This window comes from Janthinobacterium fluminis (assembly GCF_028595325.1).
Taxonomy (GTDB): domain Bacteria; phylum Pseudomonadota; class Gammaproteobacteria; order Burkholderiales; family Burkholderiaceae_D; genus Janthinobacterium; species Janthinobacterium fluminis.
This window is the reverse complement of the sequence record NZ_JAQQXR010000012.1, coordinates 40647-61434: the sequence shown is the minus strand read 5'-3', so window position 1 is coordinate 61434 and position 20788 is coordinate 40647. Positions and strand designations below refer to the sequence as shown.

The 20788-nt window shown below is 62.3% G+C and carries 22 protein-coding genes; 12 read left to right on the top strand and 10 right to left on the bottom strand.

The annotated features are described in order from the left end of the window. Position 1 precedes the first annotated feature (1 nt). Positions 2-529 carry a metal-dependent hydrolase gene (locus tag OIK44_RS22485; protein WP_273674108.1) on the bottom strand — a complete coding sequence of 176 codons (528 nt, stop codon included), beginning with the start codon at positions 527-529 and terminating at the stop codon, positions 2-4. Between the two features lie 106 nt (positions 530-635). Then, positions 636-1484, bottom strand: coding sequence for a posphoenolpyruvate synthetase regulatory kinase/phosphorylase PpsR (gene ppsR / locus OIK44_RS22480; RefSeq protein ID WP_273674107.1), 849 nt, complete (start codon positions 1482-1484; stop codon positions 636-638). A 222-nt stretch (positions 1485-1706) separates the two neighbouring features. Here ppsR and ppsA point away from each other — a divergent pair, with 222 nt between their 5' ends. The 3 genes from ppsA (at position 1707) to OIK44_RS22465 (ending at position 5649) form a co-directional block, all read left to right on the top strand. After that, positions 1707-4064, top strand: a complete 2358-nt coding sequence (gene ppsA, locus OIK44_RS22475; RefSeq protein WP_273674175.1) for a phosphoenolpyruvate synthase — start codon at positions 1707-1709, stop codon at positions 4062-4064. 201 nt (positions 4065-4265) lie between these two features. Further along, a complete protein-coding gene (locus OIK44_RS22470) occupies positions 4266-4682 on the top strand; it encodes an NfeD family protein (protein ID WP_273674173.1) in 417 nt (138 codons plus the stop codon). A gap of 46 nt (positions 4683-4728) precedes the next feature. Further along, positions 4729-5649, top strand: a complete 921-nt coding sequence (locus OIK44_RS22465; protein WP_273674106.1) for an SPFH domain-containing protein — start codon at positions 4729-4731, stop codon at positions 5647-5649. 301 nt (positions 5650-5950) lie between these two features. Here the strand turns inward: OIK44_RS22465 and OIK44_RS22460 are convergent, their stop codons facing one another. Then, positions 5951-6175, bottom strand: a complete 225-nt coding sequence (locus tag OIK44_RS22460) for a hypothetical protein (RefSeq protein ID WP_273674105.1) — start codon at positions 6173-6175, stop codon at positions 5951-5953. 23 nt (positions 6176-6198) lie between these two features. On the opposite strand from OIK44_RS22460, the gene OIK44_RS22455 reads away from it, so the two are divergent. Continuing rightward, complete coding sequence (locus OIK44_RS22455; RefSeq protein ID WP_273674104.1) at positions 6199-6507, top strand: H-NS histone family protein; 309 nt, start codon at positions 6199-6201, stop codon at positions 6505-6507. Between the two features lie 125 nt (positions 6508-6632). On the opposite strand, the gene OIK44_RS22450 is transcribed toward OIK44_RS22455, so the two are convergent. The 3 genes from OIK44_RS22450 to smpB form a co-directional block, all read right to left on the bottom strand. Then, positions 6633-7187, bottom strand: coding sequence for a FlgO family outer membrane protein (locus tag OIK44_RS22450; protein WP_420213881.1), 555 nt, complete (start codon positions 7185-7187; stop codon positions 6633-6635). A gap of 8 nt (positions 7188-7195) precedes the next feature. Then, positions 7196-7960 carry a hypothetical protein gene (locus OIK44_RS22445; protein ID WP_273674101.1) on the bottom strand — a complete coding sequence of 255 codons (765 nt, stop codon included), beginning with the start codon at positions 7958-7960 and terminating at the stop codon, positions 7196-7198. Positions 7961-8088: 128 nt separating this feature from the next. After that, positions 8089-8538, bottom strand: a complete 450-nt coding sequence (smpB, locus tag OIK44_RS22440) for an SsrA-binding protein SmpB (RefSeq protein WP_273674100.1) — start codon at positions 8536-8538, stop codon at positions 8089-8091. Positions 8539-8634: 96 nt separating this feature from the next. Between smpB and OIK44_RS22435 the strand changes: the two genes are divergently transcribed. Then, on the top strand, positions 8635-9066 hold the full coding sequence (locus tag OIK44_RS22435; protein ID WP_273674099.1) for a type II toxin-antitoxin system RatA family toxin: 432 nt from the start codon (positions 8635-8637) through the stop codon (positions 9064-9066). 1 nt (position 9067) lies between these two features. After that, the gene (locus OIK44_RS22430) at positions 9068-9370 is read left to right on the top strand and encodes an RnfH family protein (RefSeq protein WP_420213883.1); all 303 of its coding nucleotides are present in this window, start codon (positions 9068-9070) and stop codon (positions 9368-9370) included. A gap of 70 nt (positions 9371-9440) precedes the next feature. On the opposite strand, the gene ampH is transcribed toward OIK44_RS22430, so the two are convergent. Both ampH and OIK44_RS22420 read right to left on the bottom strand, forming a co-directional pair. Further along, positions 9441-10562, bottom strand: coding sequence for a D-alanyl-D-alanine-carboxypeptidase/endopeptidase AmpH (gene ampH / locus OIK44_RS22425; RefSeq protein WP_273674095.1), 1122 nt, complete (start codon positions 10560-10562; stop codon positions 9441-9443). Positions 10563-10672: 110 nt separating this feature from the next. After that, positions 10673-11185 (bottom strand): DUF4124 domain-containing protein, encoded by a 513-nt coding sequence (locus OIK44_RS22420; RefSeq protein ID WP_273674094.1) that lies wholly within the window; start codon positions 11183-11185, stop codon positions 10673-10675. Between the two features lie 163 nt (positions 11186-11348). On the opposite strand from OIK44_RS22420, the gene guaB reads away from it, so the two are divergent. The 4 genes from guaB to OIK44_RS22400 all read left to right on the top strand — a co-directional run bounded on the left by guaB (position 11349) and on the right by OIK44_RS22400 (position 16045). After that, a complete protein-coding gene (guaB, locus tag OIK44_RS22415) occupies positions 11349-12812 on the top strand; it encodes an IMP dehydrogenase (protein ID WP_273674092.1) in 1464 nt (487 codons plus the stop codon). A gap of 123 nt (positions 12813-12935) precedes the next feature. After that, positions 12936-14546, top strand: coding sequence for a glutamine-hydrolyzing GMP synthase (gene guaA / locus OIK44_RS22410; RefSeq protein WP_273674090.1), 1611 nt, complete (start codon positions 12936-12938; stop codon positions 14544-14546). Between the two features lie 268 nt (positions 14547-14814). Beyond that, positions 14815-15327, top strand: a complete 513-nt coding sequence (locus tag OIK44_RS22405) for a DUF6088 family protein (RefSeq protein WP_273674089.1) — start codon at positions 14815-14817, stop codon at positions 15325-15327. Continuing rightward, positions 15320-16045 carry a Fic/DOC family protein gene (locus OIK44_RS22400; protein ID WP_273674087.1) on the top strand — a complete coding sequence of 242 codons (726 nt, stop codon included), beginning with the start codon at positions 15320-15322 and terminating at the stop codon, positions 16043-16045. Before OIK44_RS22405 ends, OIK44_RS22400 begins: the two co-directional genes overlap by 8 nt. A gap of 24 nt (positions 16046-16069) precedes the next feature. Here the strand turns inward: OIK44_RS22400 and OIK44_RS22395 are convergent, their stop codons facing one another. Further along, positions 16070-16255, bottom strand: coding sequence for a BPSL0067 family protein (locus tag OIK44_RS22395; protein WP_273674086.1), 186 nt, complete (start codon positions 16253-16255; stop codon positions 16070-16072). Positions 16256-16433: 178 nt separating this feature from the next. On the opposite strand from OIK44_RS22395, the gene OIK44_RS22390 reads away from it, so the two are divergent. Together OIK44_RS22390 and OIK44_RS22385 are read left to right on the top strand one after the other, a co-directional pair. Next, a complete protein-coding gene (locus OIK44_RS22390) occupies positions 16434-17246 on the top strand; it encodes a ferritin-like domain-containing protein (RefSeq protein WP_273674085.1) in 813 nt (270 codons plus the stop codon). A 105-nt stretch (positions 17247-17351) separates the two neighbouring features. Further along, entirely contained in the window at positions 17352-18134 is a 783-nt protein-coding gene (locus OIK44_RS22385) for a TOTE conflict system archaeo-eukaryotic primase domain-containing protein (RefSeq protein ID WP_273674083.1), read from the top strand. Positions 18135-18160: 26 nt separating this feature from the next. On the opposite strand, the gene OIK44_RS22380 is transcribed toward OIK44_RS22385, so the two are convergent. After that, positions 18161-20782, bottom strand: a complete 2622-nt coding sequence (locus OIK44_RS22380) for an MARVEL domain-containing protein (RefSeq protein ID WP_273674081.1) — start codon at positions 20780-20782, stop codon at positions 18161-18163. Positions 20783-20788 lie beyond the last annotated feature (6 nt).

The following is a 20788-nucleotide window of genomic DNA, read 5'->3' as shown; positions in this document are numbered from 1 at the left end:
GTCAAGAGCAGGCGGGCAGCGCGCGCACGAAGGCCAGTGCCTTGTGCGCGTGGACATTCTGGAAAAAGACGTGGTCGGCGACCAAGCCGGCCGTCAGCCACGCCGCCGTCACGACGATCAGATCGCAGCGCCCGCTTTTCCACAGTTTCAGCGAGTGCCGCCCGGCGATCCACGGCACGCCCAGCGGATTCGGCCAGTCCGCCAGCAGGTGCATGACGCCGCCGCAGGCGAAGCCGAACAGCGGCGCCGCCCAGAATTGCGAGGGCAGCGCCAGGTAGGCGTAAGCCAGCAGGCCGAGCCAGGCGATGCCCCAGTGCGTCCAGGTCCGGTGCGTGATCCACAGGCGCCGCCGGCGTGACCACCAGGCCAGCTCCAGCCAGTCCGGCGCCGTGCCGCCGAGTACCCCGGCGACAAAGCTGAGGAAGCTGACGATCTGGTACGGCCCGCCCGCGCCCGCGTGCGCCACCAGCGCCGCGGCGATCACGCCGGCGGCCCATCCGGTGGCGTGATGGGCTTTGTTGGAGGCCATAGGAAAACGAGGCGCCCGGGGGCGCCTCTTCATATCAGTGTGGATAACTGGATGAATATACAGTATTTCGGCGCCGGATTGGCCGATTTCTGCGCCGCGGCGCCGTTTAGTATTCGCGCCGGTTCGGTTTGATCTCTTGCAAAATCGTCGTGGAGATTTCCTCGATCGATTTGGTGGTCGAGGACAGCCAGCGTATGCCTTCCCGTTTCATCATTTTTTCCGCCTCGTTGACTTCGTAGCGGCAGTTTTCGATGGACGCGTACTTGCTGCCGGCCCGTCTTTCGTTGCGTATTTCCGACAAACGCTCGGGCGTGATGCTCAGGCCGAAAATTTTTGTCTTGAATTCGTAGAGGGCCGACGGCAGCTTGTCGCGCTCGAAATCGTCGGGGATCAGGGGGTAGTTGGCCGCCTTGATGCCGTACTGCATGGCCAGGTAGAGGCTGGTCGGGGTCTTGCCCGAGCGCGACACGCCGACCAGGATGACGTCGGCCGAGGCCAGGTTCTTGTGCGACTGGCCGTCGTCGTGCGCCAGCGAGTAGTTGATGGCCTCGATGCGGTTCTTGTATTCCTCGCTGTCGACGATGTTGTGCGAGCGGCCTATCGTGTGGGTCGATTTCACGCCCAGCTCCTGCTCCAGCGGCGCCACGAAGGTCTGGATCAGGTCCATGTGCATGCCCTTGCACTTGCGGATGACGGCCGAGAGCTCGTCCTTGACCAGGGTCGAGAAGATGATCGGGCGGTGGCCGTCGTTGGCGTGGGCTTCGTTGATCTTGCGCGCCGCGTCGTGGGCCTTGTCGAGGGTGTCGATGAAGGGCAGGCGGATTTGTCGGAAGCGCAGGTCGAACTGGGTCAGCACCGAGTGACCAAAAGTTTCGGCGGTGATGCCGGTGCCGTCGGAAACGAAGAAGACGGTGCGGGCTGCTGAGGGCAATGGGGGGCGTGCATCTGATGTCATAAAGTCTTCTGGTCAATATTGTGCGTCGTCAAACTGCGCCCCGGGCTGTTAAAATGGGCGCAACGGTATGATTGTGCTGCACGACGCCAAGAATAACAAGAACACATGTCAGTGCGCCTCGCGACGATTTCTATCATCAGTAAAGGTGTCATTATGACCAACGCAGCATTGCAGGAGCAGAAGAACGGCGCGGTGTACGTCGCCTCGTTCGAAGATTTGCGCATGACGGATGTCGAATCCGTCGGCGGCAAGAACGCCTCGCTCGGCGAGATGATCAGCCAGCTGGCCGGCGCCGGCGTGCGGGTGCCGGGCGGTTTCGCCACGACGGCGCAGGCCTTCCGCGACTTCCTGTCGTATAGCGCAGACGGCGGCGCTTCGCTGGCCCAGCGCATCGCCGACCGCCTGGAAGGCTTGAACATCGACGACGTGCGCGCGCTGGCCCAGGCCGGCGCCGAGATCCGCAAGTGGATCGTGGAAACCCCGTTCCAGCCGCGCCTGTCCGCCGAAATCGCCGCGTTCTACGAGAAGCTGGTGGCCGATTCGAGCACCGAAATGTCGTTCGCCGTGCGTTCCTCGGCCACCGCCGAAGATTTGCCGGACGCGTCGTTCGCGGGCCAGCAGGAAACCTTCCTGAACGTGGTCGGCATCGACAACGTGCTCGAAGCGATGAAGGAAGTGTTCGCCTCGCTGTATAACGACCGCGCCATCTCCTACCGCGTCCACAAAGGCTTCACGCACGCCGAAGTGGCGCTGTCGGCCGGCGTGCAGCGCATGGTCCGCTCCGACCTGGGCGCGGCCGGCGTGATGTTCACCATCGACACCGAGTCCGGCTTCAAGGACGTGGTCTTCGTCACCTCCAGCTACGGCCTGGGCGAGACGGTGGTGCAGGGCGCCGTCAATCCGGACGAATTCTATGTACACAAGCCGATGCTGGAACTGGGCAAGTCGCCCGTGATCCGCCGCAACATCGGCTCCAAGCTGCTGAAGATGGAATTCACCAACGAAGCCAAGGCCGGCCGTTCCGTGAAAACCGTCGACGTGCCCGTGGAAATGCGCAACCGCTATTCGCTGGACGACGCCGAAGTGGTGGAGCTGGCGAAATACGCCGTCATCATCGAGAACCACTACGGCCGTCCGATGGACATCGAGTGGGGCAAGGACGGCCGCGACGGCAAGCTGTACATCCTGCAGGCGCGCCCTGAAACCGTCAAGTCGCAGCAGAAATCGACGGACGCGCAGCAGCGCTTCAAGCTCAAAGGCAGCGGCACGGTGCTGGCCTCGGGCCGCGCCATCGGTCAGAAGATCGGCGCCGGCCCCGTGCGCGTCATTTCCGACCCGTCGGAAATGGAGCGCGTGCAGCCGGGCGACGTGCTGGTCGCCGACATGACCGACCCGAACTGGGAACCCGTCATGAAGCGCGCCTCGGCCATCGTCACCAACCGCGGCGGCCGCACCTGCCACGCCGCCATCATCGCCCGCGAACTGGGCGTGCCCGCTGTCGTCGGCTGCGGCAACGCCACCGACGTGCTGAAGGACGGCACCTTCGTCACCGTGTCCTGCGCCGAAGGCGACGAGGGCCGCATCTACGACGGCTTGCTGGAAACGGAAGTGTCGGAAGAGGCGCGCGGCGAACTGCCGAAGCTGCCAACGAAGATCATGCTCAACGTCGGCAATCCGCAGATGGCGTTCGACTTCCAGTCGATTCCGAACGGCGGCGTCGGTCTGGCGCGCCTGGAATTCATCATCAACAACAACATCGGCGTGCATCCGAAGGCCATCCTCGAATATCCGAACATCGACGCCGACCTGAAGAAGGCCGTGGAATCGGTGGCGCGCGGCCACGCCTCGCCGAAAGCCTTCTACATCGACAAGCTGGCCGAGGGCATCGCGACGATCGCCGCCGCGTTCTGGCCAAAACCGGTCATCGTGCGCCTGTCCGACTTCAAGTCGAACGAGTACAAGAAGCTGATCGGCGGTTCGCGCTACGAGCCGGACGAGGAAAACCCGATGCTGGGCTTCCGCGGCGCCGCGCGCTACCTGTCGCCGGACTTCGCCGAGTCCTTCGAGATGGAATGCCTGGCCATGAAGCGCGTGCGCAATGACATGGGCCTGACCAACGTCGAGATCATGGTGCCGTTCGTGCGCACCCTGGGCCAGGCGGAAAAAGTCGTCGGGCTGCTGGCCAAGAACGGCCTGAAGCGCGGCGAAAACGGCTTGCGCCTGATCATGATGTGCGAAGTGCCGTCGAACGCCATCCTGGCCGACCAGTTCCTCGCCCATTTCGACGGTTTCTCGATCGGGTCGAACGACCTGACCCAGCTGACGCTGGGCCTGGACCGCGATTCCGGCATGGCCTTGCTGGCCGCCGATTTCGACGAGCGCGACCCGGCCGTGAAAGCCTTGCTGGCGCTGGCCATCAAGGCTTGCCGCGCGCAGGGCAAGTACATCGGCATTTGCGGCCAGGGGCCGTCGGACCATCCGGACTTCGCCGTCTGGCTGATGGAGCAGGGCATTGAATCGATGTCGCTGAATCCCGATTCGGTCATTGATACATGGCAAAAACTGGCCGCATTGCAGTAATGGCCGGCTGAATGGGGATGCAATAGTAAAAAAAGAACATTGTCATATTGACGTGGGCTGGATTTGCGTTAGACTGCTTGTATATAAGTGTCTGGCAAAAAACTATTAATACATACCCATACGCAGTAAAAACCCTCGTCGCCTTCAGTGGGCTGCGGGGGTTTTGTCGTTTTAACGTTGTTACTTGAGCAGGGAGGCATGATGTCGGATTGGGTCAGTTGGTTCTTGGCGGCCGGGTTGCTGGTGATACTGGAGTTATTTACCGGAACGTTTTATTTGCTGATGATAGCGATAGGCATCGCGGCCGGCGGCGTCGCGGCGCTGGCGGGCCTCGGCGGGCCGGCGCAGACGGCGCTGGCCGCCGGCGTTGGCGTGCTGGCCACCTTGCTGCTGCGGCGTAGCAAGTACGGCCAAACGGCGCGTTCCGACGCCGGCCGCGATGCCAACGTCAACATGGACATCGGCCAGAGCCTGAGCGTAGCCCATTGGGTCGACGGCGCGGCCCGCGTGATGTACCGCGGCGCCCAGTGGGATGTGCAGTTGGCGCCGGGCGGCAACCCCGAGGCCGGCAGTTATACGATTCAGGAAGTGCGCGGCAGCCGCCTGATCGTCAAATAGACGCTCGGGCGGGCGGCAAAAGATTCACTCAACAGGAGAGCAGGCAATGGAAATTAGTATCGGCAGCGTCACATTTGTTTTATTTATATTCGCCTTGGTCTTCGTTTTCAAGACCATCAACGTGGTGCCGCAGCAGCATGCCTGGGTGGTCGAACGCCTCGGTAAATACCATGCAACGCTGGGGCCGGGCTTGAATATCGTCATTCCGTTTATCGACCGCATCGCCTACAAGCATTCCTTGAAGGAGATCCCGCTCGACGTGCCGCCGCAGGTCTGTATCACGCGCGACAACACCCAGTTGCAAGTCGACGGCATTCTGTACTTCCAGATCACCGACGCGATGCGTGCCTCGTATGGTTCGTCGAATTACATCGCGGCGATCACGCAACTGGCGCAAACGACGCTGCGTTCGGTGATCGGTAAAATGGAACTGGATAAAACCTTCGAGGAGCGCGACCACATCAATACCACGATCGTCAATGCGATCGACGAATCGGCCGCGAACTGGGGCGTGAAAGTGCTGCGCTATGAAATCAAGGATTTGACGCCGCCGAAGGAAATCCTGCACGCGATGCAGGCGCAGATCACCGCCGAACGGGAAAAGCGCGCGCTGATCGCCGCCTCGGAAGGGCGTCGCCAGGAGCAGATCAATATTGCCAGCGGCGAGAGGGAAGCGGCGATTGCCCGTTCGGAAGGCGAAAAGCAGGCCTCGATTAACCGGGCGCAGGGGCAGGCGACGGCGATTGTCGCGCTGGCGCAAGCGAATGCCGAAGCCTTGCGCCAGGTGGCCGCGGCGATTCGCGAGCCGGGCGGTTCGGACGCGGTGAATCTGAAAGTGGCTGAGCAATATGTCGGAGCCTTCGCGCAATTGGCGAAGACGAATAACTCGATTATCGTGCCGGCGAATCTGGGCGATATCAGCGGTTTGATCGCCACCGCAATGCAGGTGGTGAAAACGCAAAAGTAAGCAAGGCGGGAGGCGGTGGCGCCAAGGCGCGCCGCGGAACAGCAAGGGCATACAGCCGGCTTCAGCCTTCAGGGCCTGATTCCGCTTATATGCCCTTGCTTTTTTCTTATGGCATTAAAACAACGCTTGTCTAGACCTAGGACAAGCGCCGCGCCGATGTTTAATTGCCTTTCCTGGCCTGATGCCGTTACTGTAGTGGTTCAATTCCCCATCCGGAAAATTTTCGTCGATCTTATTTGCGGCAGACGCACTGGTCTTGCAAATTAGCGATATTAAAATGTGCAAGATATCAAGAACTGCATCATAATCCGTCACAAGGCTTACTGATGGTGGCTTTTTTTTGAAACTGCCTGGAATTGGCGGCGCAGGGGGTGATTTCAGCCGGTGGCCTGCCGCTTTGGTGCAAGACGACATGCATTTCGCGGAAATGTGAAGGCGGCGAGTCAAAAGAATTGTAAAAAGCATTAAAAAACGCGCAAACCGCGTTACAATTGGATAGAATCTTGTTTTGCTTCACTGTCATCATTCCACTCACCTAAAGGAGACATCATGGATCTATCCACTTTATCCCTCACCGATCTGCGCAATCTGCAAGACGACATCAAAAAACAAATGAAAAAACGTGAACAGGACGATCTGTCGAAAGCCCGCGAACAAATCCTGGCAATCGCCCAGAGCGTTGGTGTTTCCGTCAAAGACCTGGTTGGCACGGGTATCCGCGCAAAAACCGGCACGGTGGCTGTGCGTTATCGCAATCCAAACGACGCGTCGCAGCAATGGACCGGCCGTGGCCGCCAACCGAAATGGGTAAAAGAATGGACTGACTCGGGCAAATCGCGCGATTTGTTGAAGATTTAAGAGATGTTCATTCGGATGCTTGCCTGGTTTCTCTGCAAGCATCCGGCTTTCCGCCCAGGCTCCCGGCCTGTGCGCCGGAGTGGGGAAGCTATACCGAGCGCGGCTTGCGCCGGCGCCCTGGGTGCTCAGTTACGCTGCAGCATGGACCGCACGATGGATTCTTTCGCCAGCACGAAATCCTGCCCCGCCAAGACGAAATTGGTGTTCGGCTGAATCACCTTGATATTGACAAACACGGTATCGCTGCTCTCCGCATACGAGCCGACGACGATGGCTTGCGCGTTGTGGGTGTGCGCGACTTCGCCGATTTCGCGGGTCAGCATTAATTCCCCCTGATTGCGCTTGAAGTAGACGTTATTCCTCAGCTTCATTTCCAGCATCTTCAATCCGCCTTGTGCCAGCCGGGTCGAAATCTGTTCCGACACCAGCCGTCCCAGCGTCGACGTTTGTTCGAGCGCGTCGATGTTGACGACCGTCGCCATGATTAAGGGCTTGTCGGCCGCCAGTTTGCCGTTGAGCTGCGCCAATAAGGCGTCGGCCGCCTTGTAATTGGCGGCGACGAAGGCGTTCGACGACACGGATGAATAGTTGCTGTCTTCCGCTTTGCGGTCGGTGGCGCAGGCGCCCAGCAGCAATGGCAGGACCAGCAGGGAAAGGGAGGCGCGTCGTTTCATTGTCATATTCCTTGTTAGCCGCCTTTGACCGTGAATAACTTCGTGATCTGCGGACTGTCTTTTGGTGGCGCCACTTCATACAGCAGGCGGTCGTCGTCGGTGACGTAATAGACCGAAGTATAGCGGGCGTAATAGCGGTGTTCGTCGGATACCGAGACGGTCACGACGATTTCGGTCTTGGGCGTTGCGCCGGAGGCGAATTCGGAACGGAACCAGGTATAGGCGTCGTCGGCGACGACGGCCGCCGTTGCCAGTCCGGCGATGCTGTGCTGCACGCCGGTTAATACCCAGGCGCCCGCCGCCAGCGCGGAACGCTCGCCGGCGAAGCTATATTGGGGACGGCGGCCGGAGAATGCCACGACTTGCGTATCAATGTCGACTTTCAATGCCGCCGCCGGTGTTTTGTTGACCACATAACCATTGTTGACCAGCGCGGTGATCAGGCGCCCGCTCATCGCCTGATTGAATGCGGTCGGCTGCAGTGCCTCGACGTAGAGCGGCATGGCCGGGCTGTTTTTCAGCGCCGGCGCCAATTGCTGGTCGATGTGCGCGGAAATGGCATTCCAGTGCGCGACGGCCTGCAGTTTGGCCTGTTTGCTGGTCGCGAAATTGGTGGCGAGCGGGGCGGGGGAATGGGGGACCGCGCACCCGGCAATCAGGGTGGCGCTCAAAAGCGTAATCGCGGTTTTTATGACCATTATTGCCTCATCCGGTAATGTAAAAGTGGCGCCCAATGTATGGCGCGCCGGCGATGCCGGCGGGCGCGACGGTTCGCGCATACATTTTGCCTCGGGACTGTAGCACATGTGTTTCTGCGTGGCAATTGATCAACTCTGCGCTGTGGCTGCGCGGCGGAAAAAAAGCCCGGCGCATGACCGGGCTTGTGGCGCAGGCGGAACAGCCGCGATTAACGACGGTGGGTTTTCATTGCCGCCTGCACTTCGCGGGCGCCGTCGCGGTCTTTCTCCGCGGCGCGTTTATCGTGCTGCTTCTTGCCTTTGGCCAGGCCGACTTCGCATTTGATGCGGCCGCCCTTGTAATGCAGGTTGAGCGGCACCAGCGTATAGCCGGAGCGTTCGACTTTGCCGATCAGCTTGTTTAACTCCGCCTTGTGCAGCAGCAGCTTGCGCGTGCGCACCGCTTCCGGATGGATATGGGTCGAGGCGGTCGGCAGGGCGCTGATGTGGGCGCCGAACAGGAACAGCTCTTCGCCGCGGACGACGACATAGGCTTCCTTGATCTGTACGCGGGCGTCGCGGATGGCTTTGACTTCCCAGCCTTCGAGCACGATGCCCGCTTCATAGCGATCCTCGATGAAGTAGTCGTGGAAGGCTTTTTTATTGTCAGCTATGGTCATGAGATGGTAAATGTGCGCGGGTCGGTTAAACTACTGTCTCGCGCAAGCGCGATCAAATCAATTGAGATATACAACATCATAGCAAACGGTTCTTCAATGGCAGTAGTACATAAATCGGTTTTTCTGGGATACAGCGCAGAACAAATGTTCGCCCTGGTGGCGGCAATCGAGGATTATCCCAAATTTTTGCCGTGGTGTGGCGGCGTCGAGGTGCGTGAGCGGGGCGAGAACAGCGTCGTGGCGAGCCTGGCGATACATTACCACGGAGTGCGGCAAAGCTTCACGACGTCGAACGAGAATACGCCGTCGACCAGTATCAAGATGCGGCTGGTGGACGGTCCTTTCAAGTCCCTGGACGGGGTTTGGACCTTGAAGGCATTGCGCGCGGACGCGTGCAAAATCGAACTCGACCTGCATTACGAATTTTCCAGCCGCGTGCTGGAGCAAATCATCGGGCCGGTGTTCGGCATGATCGCCAACAGCATGGTCGACTCCTTCTGCAAACGCGCCGAAACGGTGTATGGGTGACATGATGAGCGAACAGATCACGGTGCAGGTGTGCTACGCCACGCCGACCTGGGAATTCCTGCGCACGCTGCGGGTGGCGGCCGGCACGACGCTGGAGCAGGCGGTGCGGCTCAGCGGCTTGCTGCAGGAAGTGCCGCAGCTCGACCTGGCCGGCAGCGCCGTCGGCATCTATGCCAAGAAAAAGCCGCTGGACACGGTATTGCGCGAACACGACCGCGTGGAAGTGTACCGGCCGCTGCTGGCCGACCCGAAGGAATCGCGGCGTCGCCGCGCCGGCGCCAAGGCCAGGGAAAGCAAGGTTTAAGCCTCCGCTAGCGAGCCCAGCTAGCGGCCCCCGCAAGCGGGGCTCGCTTGCGCCTGCCGGGCAGGCCGCCTTACTGCGGAGCGAGGGCGGCGGCCAGTTCATTGGCCGAACGCGCCATCTCCGCCGCCATTGGGCGGTCGGCCTTCGTCACCGCGACGAATATGCCGACCTTGCGCCCCGGCACCAGCACCATATAGTTCATGAAGCCACCGCCGCCGCCGGTTTTCTGCAGCATGCCCGGCGCCTTCGCCGACGCCGCCAGATGCACCCATCCCAATCCCATGCCGCTGGCCGGACCGGCCTGATCGAGGCCCTCGATGGACGCCAGCTCCTGGCGCTGCACGTAGGCGGCCTGCGCGATTGCTTTCAGCGCATGCGGCATCGCCTGCCGCACGCCGAGCAAATGCTGCATCCAGGTGGCCATGTCGTTCGCGGTCGAGTACATGCCGGCCGTGCCGGCGGTGGCGCTGGTGTCGCTGCATGGCCCGGTCGGGCCGTCGGCCGCGCCGCCGAGCAGCCGCGCGCATTGGCCGGCGTTCGGCGTGGCGGTGGTGTCGTGCATGCCCAGCGGCGCCGTGACGCGTTCGCGCAACAGCTCGGTGTAGGGCTGGCCGGCCGCCGCGGCCAGTGCGTCGGCCAGCAGGTCGAAGCCGACGTTGGAGTACAGCGCCGCCTCGCCCGGCGCCGTGCGCGGTTGCTGGCGCGCCAGCCAGCCCCAGCGGCCGGCGCGGTCCGGCCAGGTGTTCGGCGCCGCATGGGGCGGCGCGGCGACATCCGTGGCGCGCGCCAGGCCGCTGGTGTGGGTGGCCAGGCTGAGCAGGGTGATGGGCCGGTGCTTGCTCAGTTCCGGCACCTTGAAGCCGGGCTCGGCATAGCGCTGCAAGGGATCGCTGAGGCGCAGCTTGCCTTCGTCGGCCAGCATGACCATTGCCTCCGCCGCCAACACCTTCGATGTCGAGTTGATCCTCAGCAGGGAATTGCCGTCGGGTTTGCGGCCGCTGCCGGCCGCGCTTTCGCCGTAGCCGCGCACGATCACGCTGTCGTCGCGCACGACGGCGATGACCATGCCCGGCGCGCCGGTGGCCGCGAACATCAATGCGGCGGCGGAGTCGACTTGTTGGTTGGTGGCCGGAGACGCCGCGCTGGCGCCCGCCGCGACGAGCAGGGCGCAGCCGAGCAGGGTGGCGTTCATGTGGGGAACTTTCTAGATGTTGGGGAGTCTTGCCGCGCCCATTCTAGGTGAATGTTCGTGTATTGACAATGTTGCGATGCCGTGGCCAAGACCCCGGCTTGGCGCGGGGCTTATTTACAGTCGGCCAGGGAGCGCTGGACTTGTTTTGTTTGCCGGGCGCGTTCGTCGTCGCTCATGTAGCCGGGCTGGCCGGCTTTGTCCGTGACGCCGATACGCCGGCCCGAGTCCAGCATCTGCTTGTTCTGGCGCAGGCTGGCGCAGTTGCTGTCGATGTCGGCCTGGCGCCGCGCCGCATCGGCGGCTTTTTGCTCTTGCTCGGCGGCTTCGGTTTTGCGCTTGCGGAAGTCGGCGTTGCGTTCCGCCGTGGTCGGCGCCGCCTTCGTCGCGGGAGGCGCCGCGTCAACGTCGGCGGGCGCCTGCGCGCCGGCCGCGTCCGGCTGCGCCGCCCCGGGCGCCTTCAGGATGCGTTTGGCCGGCACCGATGGCGGCGGCGGGCGGTCGGAATACTGCCGCAAGCCTTTGTCGTCGAGCCACACGTATTGCGCCTGCGCCAGCGCCGCCGCGGCGAGCAGCGCGCCGGCCAGTAGCAGGCGCGGCCATGCCGATGTTGGTTTGCTGTTCATCTGCATCTTTCGGTGGATCATGTGTATCGATTTCGCCATGTTTCTGCACGGAAGTCAATCATGGTGCGGCGAACGCGAACTTTTTTGCCGATATCTTTCCCTACGGCAGGGACGAACATGACTTTGTTCTGTATAATTCACTTTTGCGCCAATAGGAAATGCTATGCGTCTACTTCAAAAAGCACTCACATTCGATGACGTGCTGCTCGTCCCAGCGTACTCCAACGTTCTGCCTGCCGATACGTCCCTCAAAACCCGCCTGACCCGCAACATCACCTTGAATATTCCCTTGCTGTCCGCAGCGATGGACACCGTGACCGAAGCCCGTCTGGCTATCGCCATGGCGCAGGAAGGTGGCATCGGCATCATTCACAAGAATCTGAAGCCGAAGGATCAGGCGCGCGAAGTGGCGCGGGTTAAACGTTTCGAGGCCGGCGTGTTGCGCGACCCGATCACGATTCCGCCGGAAATGAAGATACGCGACGTCATCGCGCTGACGGCGCAGTACGGCATCAGCGGTTTCCCCGTGGTGGAGGGCAAGGAAGTAGTCGGCATCATCACCAACCGCGATTTGCGTTTCGAGCAGGAGCTGGACGCCGAGGCGCGCGCCAAGATGACACCGCGCGAGAAGCTGGTGGTCGTCTCCGAAGGCGCCGACCTGTCGGAAGCGAAACGCCTGATGAACAAGCACCGCCTTGAGCGCGTGCTGGTCGTCAACGACGCCTTCGAGCTGCGCGGCCTGATCACCGTCAAGGACATCCAGAAAGCCACCGAGCACCCGTTCGCGTCGAAAGACATGCAGGGCAAACTGCTCGTCGGCGCCGCCGTCGGCGTCAGCGCCAAGGATGAAGAGCGCATCGAGTTGCTGGTCGCCGCAGGCGTCGACGTGCTGGTCGTCGACACGGCCCACGGCCACTCGCAAGGCATTCTCGACCGCGTGCGCTGGATCAAGAGCAAATTCCCCCACGTTGACGTCATCGGCGGCAACATCGCCACGGCCGCCGCCGCCAAGGCCCTGGTCGAATACGGCGCCGACGCCGTCAAGGTCGGCATCGGCCCTGGCTCGATCTGCACCACCCGCATCGTCGCCGGCGTCGGCGTGCCGCAGATCACCGCCATCTCCAACGTGGCCGAAGCGCTGGCCGGCACCGGCGTGCCGTGCATCGCCGACGGCGGCATCCGCTTCTCGGGCGACATTTCGAAGGCGCTGGCCGCCGGCGCGTCGACCGTGATGATGGGCAGCATGTTCGCCGGCACCGAAGAGGCGCCGGGCGAAGTGATCCTGTACCAGGGCCGCAGCTACAAATCCTACCGTGGCATGGGCAGCCTGGGCGCGATGACGGACGGCTCGGCCGACCGCTATTTCCAGGATGCGACGATGAAGGCCGACAAGTTCGTGCCGGAAGGCATCGAGGGCCGCGTCGCCTACAAGGGCAGCGTGCTGGCGATTCTGTACCAACTGGTGGGCGGCGTGCGCCAGTCGATGGGTTACTGCGGTTGCGCGACCATCGACGAACTGCGCGAAAAGGCGGAATTCGTCGAAATCACGTCGGCCGGCATGCGCGAGTCGCATGTGCATGACGTGCAAATCACCAAGGAAGCGCCGAACTACCGCTCCGGCGACTGATGCAGCACCGGCTGGCGCGGCAACGTCGCGCCGGCAGCCGCCCCGCCACGGCGGGGCGCGCACCGTTTTCCAGCGGGGCAGAGCGCCTGTCCCCCGATGTATTCATTAAAAAGTGCCCACTCCATGCATTCTAAAATCCTCATCCTCGATTTCGGCTCCCAAGTCACCCAGTTGATCGCCCGCCGCGTGCGCGACGCCGGCGTGTTCTCCGAAGTGTTCCCGTATGACGTCAGCGACGAGTTCGTGCGCAACTACGGCGCCGCCGGCGTGATCCTGTCGGGCAGCCACAGCTCCACGCTGGAAGGCGACGCGCCGCGCGCGCCGCAGGCCGTGTTCGAGCTGGGTGTGCCGGTGCTGGGCATTTGCTATGGCATGCAGACCATGGCGGCCCAGTTGGGCGGCAAGGTCGAAAACGGCCTGGTGCGCGAATTCGGCTACGCCGAAGTGCGCGCGCGCAGCCACACCAAGCTGCTCGACGGCATCAACGACTTCGTGACGCCGGAAGGCCACGGCATGCTGAAAGTGTGGATGAGCCACGGCGACAAGGTGTTGGACATGCCGCCGGGCTTCAAGCTGATGGGCGACACGCCGAGCTGCCCGGTCGCCGCCATGGCGGACGAAGAGCGCCGTTTTTACGCCGTGCAATTCCACCCGGAAGTGACGCACACCGAGCAGGGCAAGGCCATCCTGGGCCGCTTCGTGCACGAGATCTGCGGCTGCAAATCCGACTGGAACATGCCGGACTACATCTCCGAAGCCGTCGAGAAGATCCGCGCGCAAGTGGGCGGCGACGAGGTGATCCTGGGCCTGTCCGGCGGCGTTGACTCGTCGGTGGCGGCAGCGCTGATCCACCGCGCCATCGGCGACCAGCTGACCTGCGTGTTCGTCGACCACGGCCTGCTGCGCCTGAACGAAGGCCAGATGGTGATGGACATGTTCGCCAAGAACCTGGGCGTGAAAGTCATCCGTATCGATGCGGAAGATCAGTTCATGGGCCACCTGGCCGGCGTCACCGATCCCGAGCAGAAGCGCAAGATCATCGGCCGCGAGTTCGTGGAAGTGTTCCAGGTGGAGTCGGGCAAGCTGGTCAACGCCAAATGGCTGGCGCAAGGCACCATCTATCCGGACGTGATCGAGTCCGCAGGCAAGGGCAAGAAAGGCCAGACCATCAAGTCGCACCACAACGTGGGCGGCCTGCCGGACACCATGAAGCTCAAGTTGCTGGAACCGCTGCGCGAACTGTTCAAGGACGAAGTGCGCAAGCTGGGCGTCGCGCTCGGCCTGCCGCATGACATGGTCTACCGCCACCCGTTCCCGGGCCCGGGCCTGGGCGTGCGCATCCTGGGCGAAGTGAAGAAGGAATACGCGGAGCTGCTGCGCCGCGCCGACGCGATCTTCATCGAAGAACTGCGCAACACGCCGTACGAGTTCGTGGCCGGCCAGGCCGTGAATATCGAGGAACTGCCGAAGAACTGGTACGAAGCAACCAGCCAGGCATTCGCCGTGTTCCTGCCGGTAAAATCGGTGGGCGTGATGGGCGACGGCCGCACATACGAATACGTGGTGGCGCTGCGCGCCGTGCAGACCCAAGACTTCATGACGGCGCACTGGGCGCATCTGCCGCATGCGCTGTTGGGCAAGGTGTCGAACCGCATCATCAACGAAGTGCGCGGCATCAACCGCGTCGTCTACGACATCTCGGGCAAGCCGCCGGCGACCATCGAATGGGAGTGAGCTTGTTCTCTAGTGTATTGATTTTATTGCCTTAGATGCGCGCCATTGATGATCCTGACCATATCATCAATGGCGTTTTTCATGGTATTGAACTGCTCATCGCTACTGTGTGATGTTGATGCCATGTCGATGCCCGGTCGAGCTCATCGCATCGGGGCGTGCGCTCTGTGCTTGATGTACCGCAAATTACCTTTATTGGGTCCGGCATTGGAAAATGTAGTAAGTCCATGATATACAAAGAAAAATCATATCAGGTATAATGATCCGCATGGACATCCAAGGCCGAATATTGCAATCAATCCGTCCCCGTAAGGATGGTCTTTTGTTGCGTTCTGATGTGAGCGCAATGGGTAGTAGCAGTCAAGTTTCGGCAGCTCTCGCGGAGCTAGGCCGCAAGGGCTTGATTCTGCGAATTGAGCGCGGCGTATACGTCACACCTCAGAAATTGGAGTTGCTCGGTAAGCAAGTGGTGCTTGCCAATGCACATCAGCGGCAATCGAAATTGCGCCAAACGCTTGCAACACACAGGAGGCGGAAAGCACGGGTTTTGACTCCGACGGCGCGCTATGTAGCTTCCTTGGCCAAGCGTTTGGGGATAAGTTACACGCCTACCTATAGTGATCGATGGGCCATTGCGGTTACTCGGCTTGCCGGCGATGAAGTCTCGAGTGATACTACTGATGACTTGCTCGTGGCGCTAACTCGAGCAGGAAAACTATCGCCGACTGACATGGCCAAGCTAGTCATGGAGCATCACCGTATACTTAAATCGCATGTTTGATCCGTTCGATGATTTTGAGACTGCGGGCTATCTGCGCAATACAGGTGCGGAAAAGGACCTGAGCATCGTTAAGGTTGCGGAACACGCTTTGTTTCGTGCCCAACTTCCGGCCGCGCTTGACTACTTGGCAAAATGCCGCAGGATTGGATACGACGACTTCCTCAACGCCCATCGACTGCTTTTTAGCGGATTGTATCCTTGGGCAGGCCTGGATCGTGCTGCGGTGATGCCAGAGAAGGCGATTTCCAAGGGAGATGTCTACTTTTGTCATCCACGCGATTGCCGTCGGGCGGTGGAGGACGGTTTGACACGGGCGCAGGAAAAAGGGCAGATGCCAACCCGTCCCGGCTTCATCATGGGATTATTCGCATATGGACATCCTTTCCTCGATGGTAATGGACGGACCATGTTATTGGTACATTCCGAACTCTGCTTTCGCGCGGGCATGTCCATCGACTGGACACGCACGCAAAAGGAACCGTACTTGCGGGCCCTCACGCTTGAACTCGAGTCACCAAATTCAGGTCACTTGGATACCTATCTGCTTCCGTTCATAGGCTCACCTATTCCGCGTGAACAATGGCAGGCTTCAGTGGCAACCATGCCTGGACTCGACGGTACCAACGTCGAAGCGGACGCCGCTGCGGGTTATGCCGACCCGAAGGTCGCGAGTGGCTATGCGGAATTTGAACGCAAGCGGGCATATCGGTCGGCTTGACTGGCCAGCCTGCGCCGATGAGCGCTAATGTGTGGCGATCGCCGTTCCTTCGGCAATTGTTCCCTTCTTGATCAATTCAGCTACGGAATCTCCCTTCCACCAAAGCGAGGAGGCGCAGGCGCCGGTCAACTGCTTGACGAGCGCGACGCACTCGCCGTTCCCGACTATGTCCTTCTGGTCCGCGTACTTTCTGTCTGCAACGTAGGCCATGCCAGTCTCCCATCGCATCAATTTGGTGATGGTATCGAACAGGAAATTGATGCATTTGATTTGAACTCCAAAGGAGTGGCGACATTGACATGAATCATTGCGAGGGGACTGGTGGTACACTGCGCCCTTTCTTTCGCGTCAGGAAACACCATGCTGTGCATCTTTCACCTTGCCCGCCATGGCAACTGAGGCCACGACGACGCCCGATTTGCGCGTATTAGCCCTGCAATGCCTGGTCGAGCCGGACCCTGCGGCCAAGGTGCTGGCGGTGGCGGCGATGGCCGAAGCGATGGGGGCGGGCGATGTCGCGCTCGACGTGCATGTCGCATTGCAGCCCGACGCGCCCGTGCCGGGGCGCCCCGAGCGGCCCGAGCTGGTGCCGCCGCGACTGGTGGGACGGCGCGCGATGACGACGCTGGAAGGACGCGCCATGCTGATCCACGCGCTGGCGCATATCGAGTTCAACGCGGTCAACCTGGCCCTCGATGCCTTGTGGCGCTTCCCGGGCCTGCCGCCTGCGTATTACACGGACTGGCTGCGCGTGGCGACCGAGGAGGCGACACATTTTTCGCTGCTGGCGGCGCACCTGCAGGTGCTGGGGTACCGCTATGGCGACTTTCCCGCCCATGACAGTTTGTGGGAAATGGTCGGCAAGACTTGCGGCGACCCGCTTGCCCGCATGGCGCTGGTGCCGCGCACTTTGGAGGCGCGGGGCCTCGACGCCATTCCGCCGCTGCGCGCCAAGCTGGCCCAGGCCGGCGACCTCGACGCGGCGAAGATCCTCGACATCATTTTGCGCGACGAGGTGGGGCATGTGGAGATCGGCAACCGCTGGTACTGCTATTTGTGCCAGCAACGGGGCCTGGAACCAGTTGCCACCTACGCCGAACTGGCCGTGCGCTATGCGGCGCCGGCCTTGCGCGGCCCGTTCAACCTGGAAGCGCGCCGCCAGGCCGGCTTCACCGAGGCGGAGTTGCAAGCGCTGTCCTGAGCCGGGAACGCGTCTTGCCGGCCATACCCGTCGGCTATAATCGCACGCTGTCTGCGCCGATCCCGGGCGCAGCGGGCGAGCCGCCACGTTGTCACAGGACCAGGTATGCAAAAATTGATTTCTGAATTAAGCCGGCTGTATCTGGTCGATGGCCAGCAGTACGATGCGCAAGGCGATGCGGCGCCATTGACGCCGGCGGTGCTGGAGCGGCATCTGTCGGGCGAGCACACGGTCGCCATCCGGTTGGCGACAGACGCCGGACTGACGCGGGCGCTGGTGATGGCATTCGACGGCAAGGGCGGCGGCGAGCGGCACTGGAGTGCCTTGTGCGCGATCGCCAATGCCTTGCAGGAAGACTTGGGGTTGCCGGCGCCGGCCGTGAGCATTTCGGGGCGCACGGCTTACCATTTATGGCTGTCGCTGGAAGCTCCCGTGCCGGTCGCGCAGGCCGCGCAATTCCTGCAACTGCTGCGCGCCGCCTGTCTGCCCGCCGAGCCGGGCCGGGGCGTTGCCGCCGAAGCTGCGTACCTGGCGGTGGCCGAGTTGCCGCCATGCCGGCAAGCCTCGGGCAAGTGGGCGGCATTCATCCATCCCGGCATGGGCGCCTCGTTTGCCGACGATCCAGGGCTGGACATGGCACCGCCGCTGGCCGCCCAGTTGGGCTTCCTGGAAGGTTTGCGCAGCATCCCGATTGCGCAGTTTGCGCAGGCATTGGCCAGCTTGCAGCAACGGCAGGGCGCGACGGTGGCGGTAGCGGCGCCGGTCGCACCCGCGCCCGCAACGGCCGCACCTGCTGGTTTGCTGTTGCAGGATGCGACTCTTGAGGATATCGTGCAGTTCCTGCACGCGCGCAATATCGAGCCGACTTTCCGCCACATTTTGCGCTGAGTTAACCCAGCTGCCAATCCTGCGCGCTAAGGGCGGGCATCGCGCTCCTTGAGCATGTTGCGGAAATAGAAATACATCGCCACCATACATAGCACCAGGGTGGCGGGAATGACGATGCCGTCCGACAGGTGGGCGAGGAAGGGGTCGCATATCATCAGCCCCACGAAGATGGCGATGGCCAGCCCGGCCACGCCCAGCGCCAGCAGGTAGTATTTCTGGAGTACCGGCCGCACGCCGCACCAGCGCACATAGGCGACGAGGGTGGCGGCCAGCGCCAGCACCAGCACGTTGAACAGGAAGCGCAGCGGCCAGCGGTTTTCGCAGATGAATTTGCAGGCCAGGCTGTCGGCTTCCCCGGGCGGATCGCGGAAGTGGTCCTGGATGCAATCATCCAGCAGCTGCGACGCGCTGCATAGCGTCACGCCCGCGACGGCCGTCTTGTTCGGCTCCGCCGTGTTGCGCTTGCTGTTAGGCCAGAATGCCACGCCGCCGAAATTGTCGTTGAAATAGATCAATTCTTCCTCCAACTGGGGCCAGGCCAGGCCGTCGAAATTGATCACCGGAACCATGCGCCGCAGCAAGGCCATGCGGGGCAGACCGTGGGTGGCGTCTTCCACCTCGGAGCGCAGCGTCTTCTTGTTATCCATGGTCGGTTCTTCGAGCAGCATCAGGTAGTGCGGCTGCACAAAATCGGCGGAGGAGGGCGACGGGCCGAAATTGTGCTTGATTTTGTTCTTGGCCCAGCCGTACAGGGCCGACTGGGAGGTCCGCTCCGGCAGCGACACCATCGCCGCCAGCTTGTCAAAGCGATAGATACCCTTGTTCAATTCTGCGTGCCGTATCATGATGTTCAGGTCGAAGCCGCCCGCCGTCAGCCGCTGCCGCAGGGTGGTGATGAACTCGTCGAACAGGGCCACCGAGTTGTCGTCGGTCGGATAGCCGTCAAAGTACAGGGTCACGCCGTCGCCGCGCCCCGGCACGTCCTGCGTGCCAAACGACAGCCAGGGCAGTAGCTCCGAGCGCAGCCCCGTCATCGGCGTGTCGAGCAGGCCGATGATGTTGGCCGCCAGGCGGTTCAGGATCGCTTGTCTGTTCTTGACCTCGATCTTTTGCCACGGCGCCCAGTCGGTGCGGTGGATGACCCAGTCGACCTTGACACGGTGGCGGCGCGCCTCCGTGACGAAGGCCAGTTGCTGCGCCTGATTGCCCATGAACAGCTCGGTGGCCTTCTGGCCGCTGGACGCCATCCGCAGGTCGCCGTTGTTGTCGAACGTGACGCCGTAGTAATTGATGCGCGACATCAGGCTGAAATCCATTTTTTGCGCCGGTCCGCCCAGCCAGAACGGCAGGAAGTGGTAAACCTGCTGCTTCAGATTGTCGGTGTTGCAGCCGCACAGGTCGGAGTTCAGTCGATACGGCTGGGCCTGGTCGTACGCGGGCGCCTTGCGCACGCGCGAGTCGAACAGTTTGCTGTAGCGCGCGTACAGGGCGGCCAGCGGCACGTCTTCGCTGCGCGCCACGGTGCAATGGCCGCCCTCCCACAGCGCTTGCAACTGGCTGCCCAGGCGCGCCTCGGCCGCATCGCCCGCCTGGGCATCGACGGCGCTCAGCAGCGCCCGCATGTCTTCCTCGCTCAGCCGCTTGGACTGCTGACGCAACCTTTCCTCGGGCGAAAGATAGGCCCTGCAGGCGCCCAGGCCGATCCGCAACCGCTGGATCAGCGCCAGGTCGAACAGCGAACGGCGCACATACTGCATGCCGACCAGGTCGCCCAGCATCTTGGCGATCTGGGGCGGCAGCATGGGTTGTTTGTGCAGTTCCGCCAGGATGTCTTCGGTCAGCGCGTAACCGCTCTCCGACTTGGCGGCCTGTTCCAGCTGCGGCATCAGCGGGCCGGCATCCTGGCCCGTGTGCTTGAGCGTGGCGCGCACGGCGTCGCTGAAGTCGGCCGCCGTCTTGAACACCTCCGCCTCCAGCAGCGGATCGAGCGCCTGCAGCAGTTTCGGCGGGTAGGCCGGTAGCGCCGCGATGGCCGCCAGGTCCTCCGCCGTCAAGCCGTACCAGTACACGGACAAGGGGGCGTTCTCGACGTCGATGCCGCTGGCCGGCCCGGCAAGCGAGGCGCGATAGCGTACCAGCACGGGCGGCAGGCGAACCGGATCGACGGCGAGGCGGATGCGGTACAGGTCGGCCCTGTCCGCTTGCAGGTCTATCCAGCGGCCGAACTGCGCGCTCACGACGTCGCTGCGCCAGGCGGGGCGGCGCTTGAGTCGTTCGGCAAACTGCAGCAGGGCGTCGACCGAGCCTTCTGTCACGTTGCCCGCCGGCTCCATGTTGTAGTAGAGCCAGAAGCGGTTGACGAAGGACAGGGTAATCGGCCCCACCACGTTGTCTGACAGCGGCTTGTTCGGCGTGCCGTAGGCCGCCGCATAGGCCGGGTCGCCATCGAACACGAAGGCCAGCGCGTCCTGGATGCGCTGGCGCCGGGCGCGGTCGTAATGCTGCAGCACCTCGACGGATAGCAGGCGGACGGTGTTCTGCGGCGGCGGTGCCGGCGCTTCGGCGGGATGCGCGGCCGGTGTGGCCAGCGCCAGCATCAGGGCCAGCGTCGCACAGGGGAGGGAGTACCAGCGAGTATGTAGTTTCATGGTGAC

Bases quoted from the DNA above. Each gene is read 5' to 3' on its own strand.
- OIK44_RS22465 (WP_273674106.1), top strand. From the start codon at position 4,729: ATGGAAATTAGTATCGGCAGCGTCACATTTGTTTTATTTATATTCGCC.
- OIK44_RS22400 (WP_273674087.1), top strand. From the start codon at position 15,320: ATGTTTGATCCGTTCGATGATTTTGAGACTGCGGGCTATCTGCGCAAT.
- OIK44_RS22435 (WP_273674099.1), top strand. From the start codon at position 8,635: ATGGCAGTAGTACATAAATCGGTTTTTCTGGGATACAGCGCAGAACAA.
- OIK44_RS22390 (WP_273674085.1), top strand. From the start codon at position 16,434: ATGGCAACTGAGGCCACGACGACGCCCGATTTGCGCGTATTAGCCCTG.
- OIK44_RS22470 (WP_273674173.1), top strand. From the start codon at position 4,266: ATGTCGGATTGGGTCAGTTGGTTCTTGGCGGCCGGGTTGCTGGTGATA.
- OIK44_RS22420 (WP_273674094.1), bottom strand. From the start codon at position 11,185: ATGAACAGCAAACCAACATCGGCATGGCCGCGCCTGCTACTGGCCGGC.
- ppsR (WP_273674107.1), bottom strand. From the start codon at position 1,484: ATGACATCAGATGCACGCCCCCCATTGCCCTCAGCAGCCCGCACCGTC.
- OIK44_RS22460 (WP_273674105.1), bottom strand. From the start codon at position 6,175: ATGATGACAGTGAAGCAAAACAAGATTCTATCCAATTGTAACGCGGTT.
- guaA (WP_273674090.1), top strand. From the start codon at position 12,936: ATGCATTCTAAAATCCTCATCCTCGATTTCGGCTCCCAAGTCACCCAG.
- OIK44_RS22395 (WP_273674086.1), bottom strand. From the start codon at position 16,255: ATGGCCTACGTTGCAGACAGAAAGTACGCGGACCAGAAGGACATAGTC.
- guaB (WP_273674092.1), top strand. From the start codon at position 11,349: ATGCGTCTACTTCAAAAAGCACTCACATTCGATGACGTGCTGCTCGTC.
- OIK44_RS22380 (WP_273674081.1), bottom strand. From the start codon at position 20,782: ATGAAACTACATACTCGCTGGTACTCCCTCCCCTGTGCGACGCTGGCC.
- OIK44_RS22445 (WP_273674101.1), bottom strand. From the start codon at position 7,960: ATGCGCGAACCGTCGCGCCCGCCGGCATCGCCGGCGCGCCATACATTG.
- OIK44_RS22430 (WP_420213883.1), top strand. From the start codon at position 9,068: ATGATGAGCGAACAGATCACGGTGCAGGTGTGCTACGCCACGCCGACC.
- OIK44_RS22455 (WP_273674104.1), top strand. From the start codon at position 6,199: ATGGATCTATCCACTTTATCCCTCACCGATCTGCGCAATCTGCAAGAC.
- smpB (WP_273674100.1), bottom strand. From the start codon at position 8,538: ATGACCATAGCTGACAATAAAAAAGCCTTCCACGACTACTTCATCGAG.
- OIK44_RS22450 (WP_420213881.1), bottom strand. From the start codon at position 7,187: ATGACAATGAAACGACGCGCCTCCCTTTCCCTGCTGGTCCTGCCATTG.
- OIK44_RS22405 (WP_273674089.1), top strand. From the start codon at position 14,815: ATGGACATCCAAGGCCGAATATTGCAATCAATCCGTCCCCGTAAGGAT.
- ampH (WP_273674095.1), bottom strand. From the start codon at position 10,562: ATGAACGCCACCCTGCTCGGCTGCGCCCTGCTCGTCGCGGCGGGCGCC.
- OIK44_RS22385 (WP_273674083.1), top strand. From the start codon at position 17,352: ATGCAAAAATTGATTTCTGAATTAAGCCGGCTGTATCTGGTCGATGGC.
- OIK44_RS22485 (WP_273674108.1), bottom strand. From the start codon at position 529: ATGGCCTCCAACAAAGCCCATCACGCCACCGGATGGGCCGCCGGCGTG.
- ppsA (WP_273674175.1), top strand. From the start codon at position 1,707: ATGACGGATGTCGAATCCGTCGGCGGCAAGAACGCCTCGCTCGGCGAG.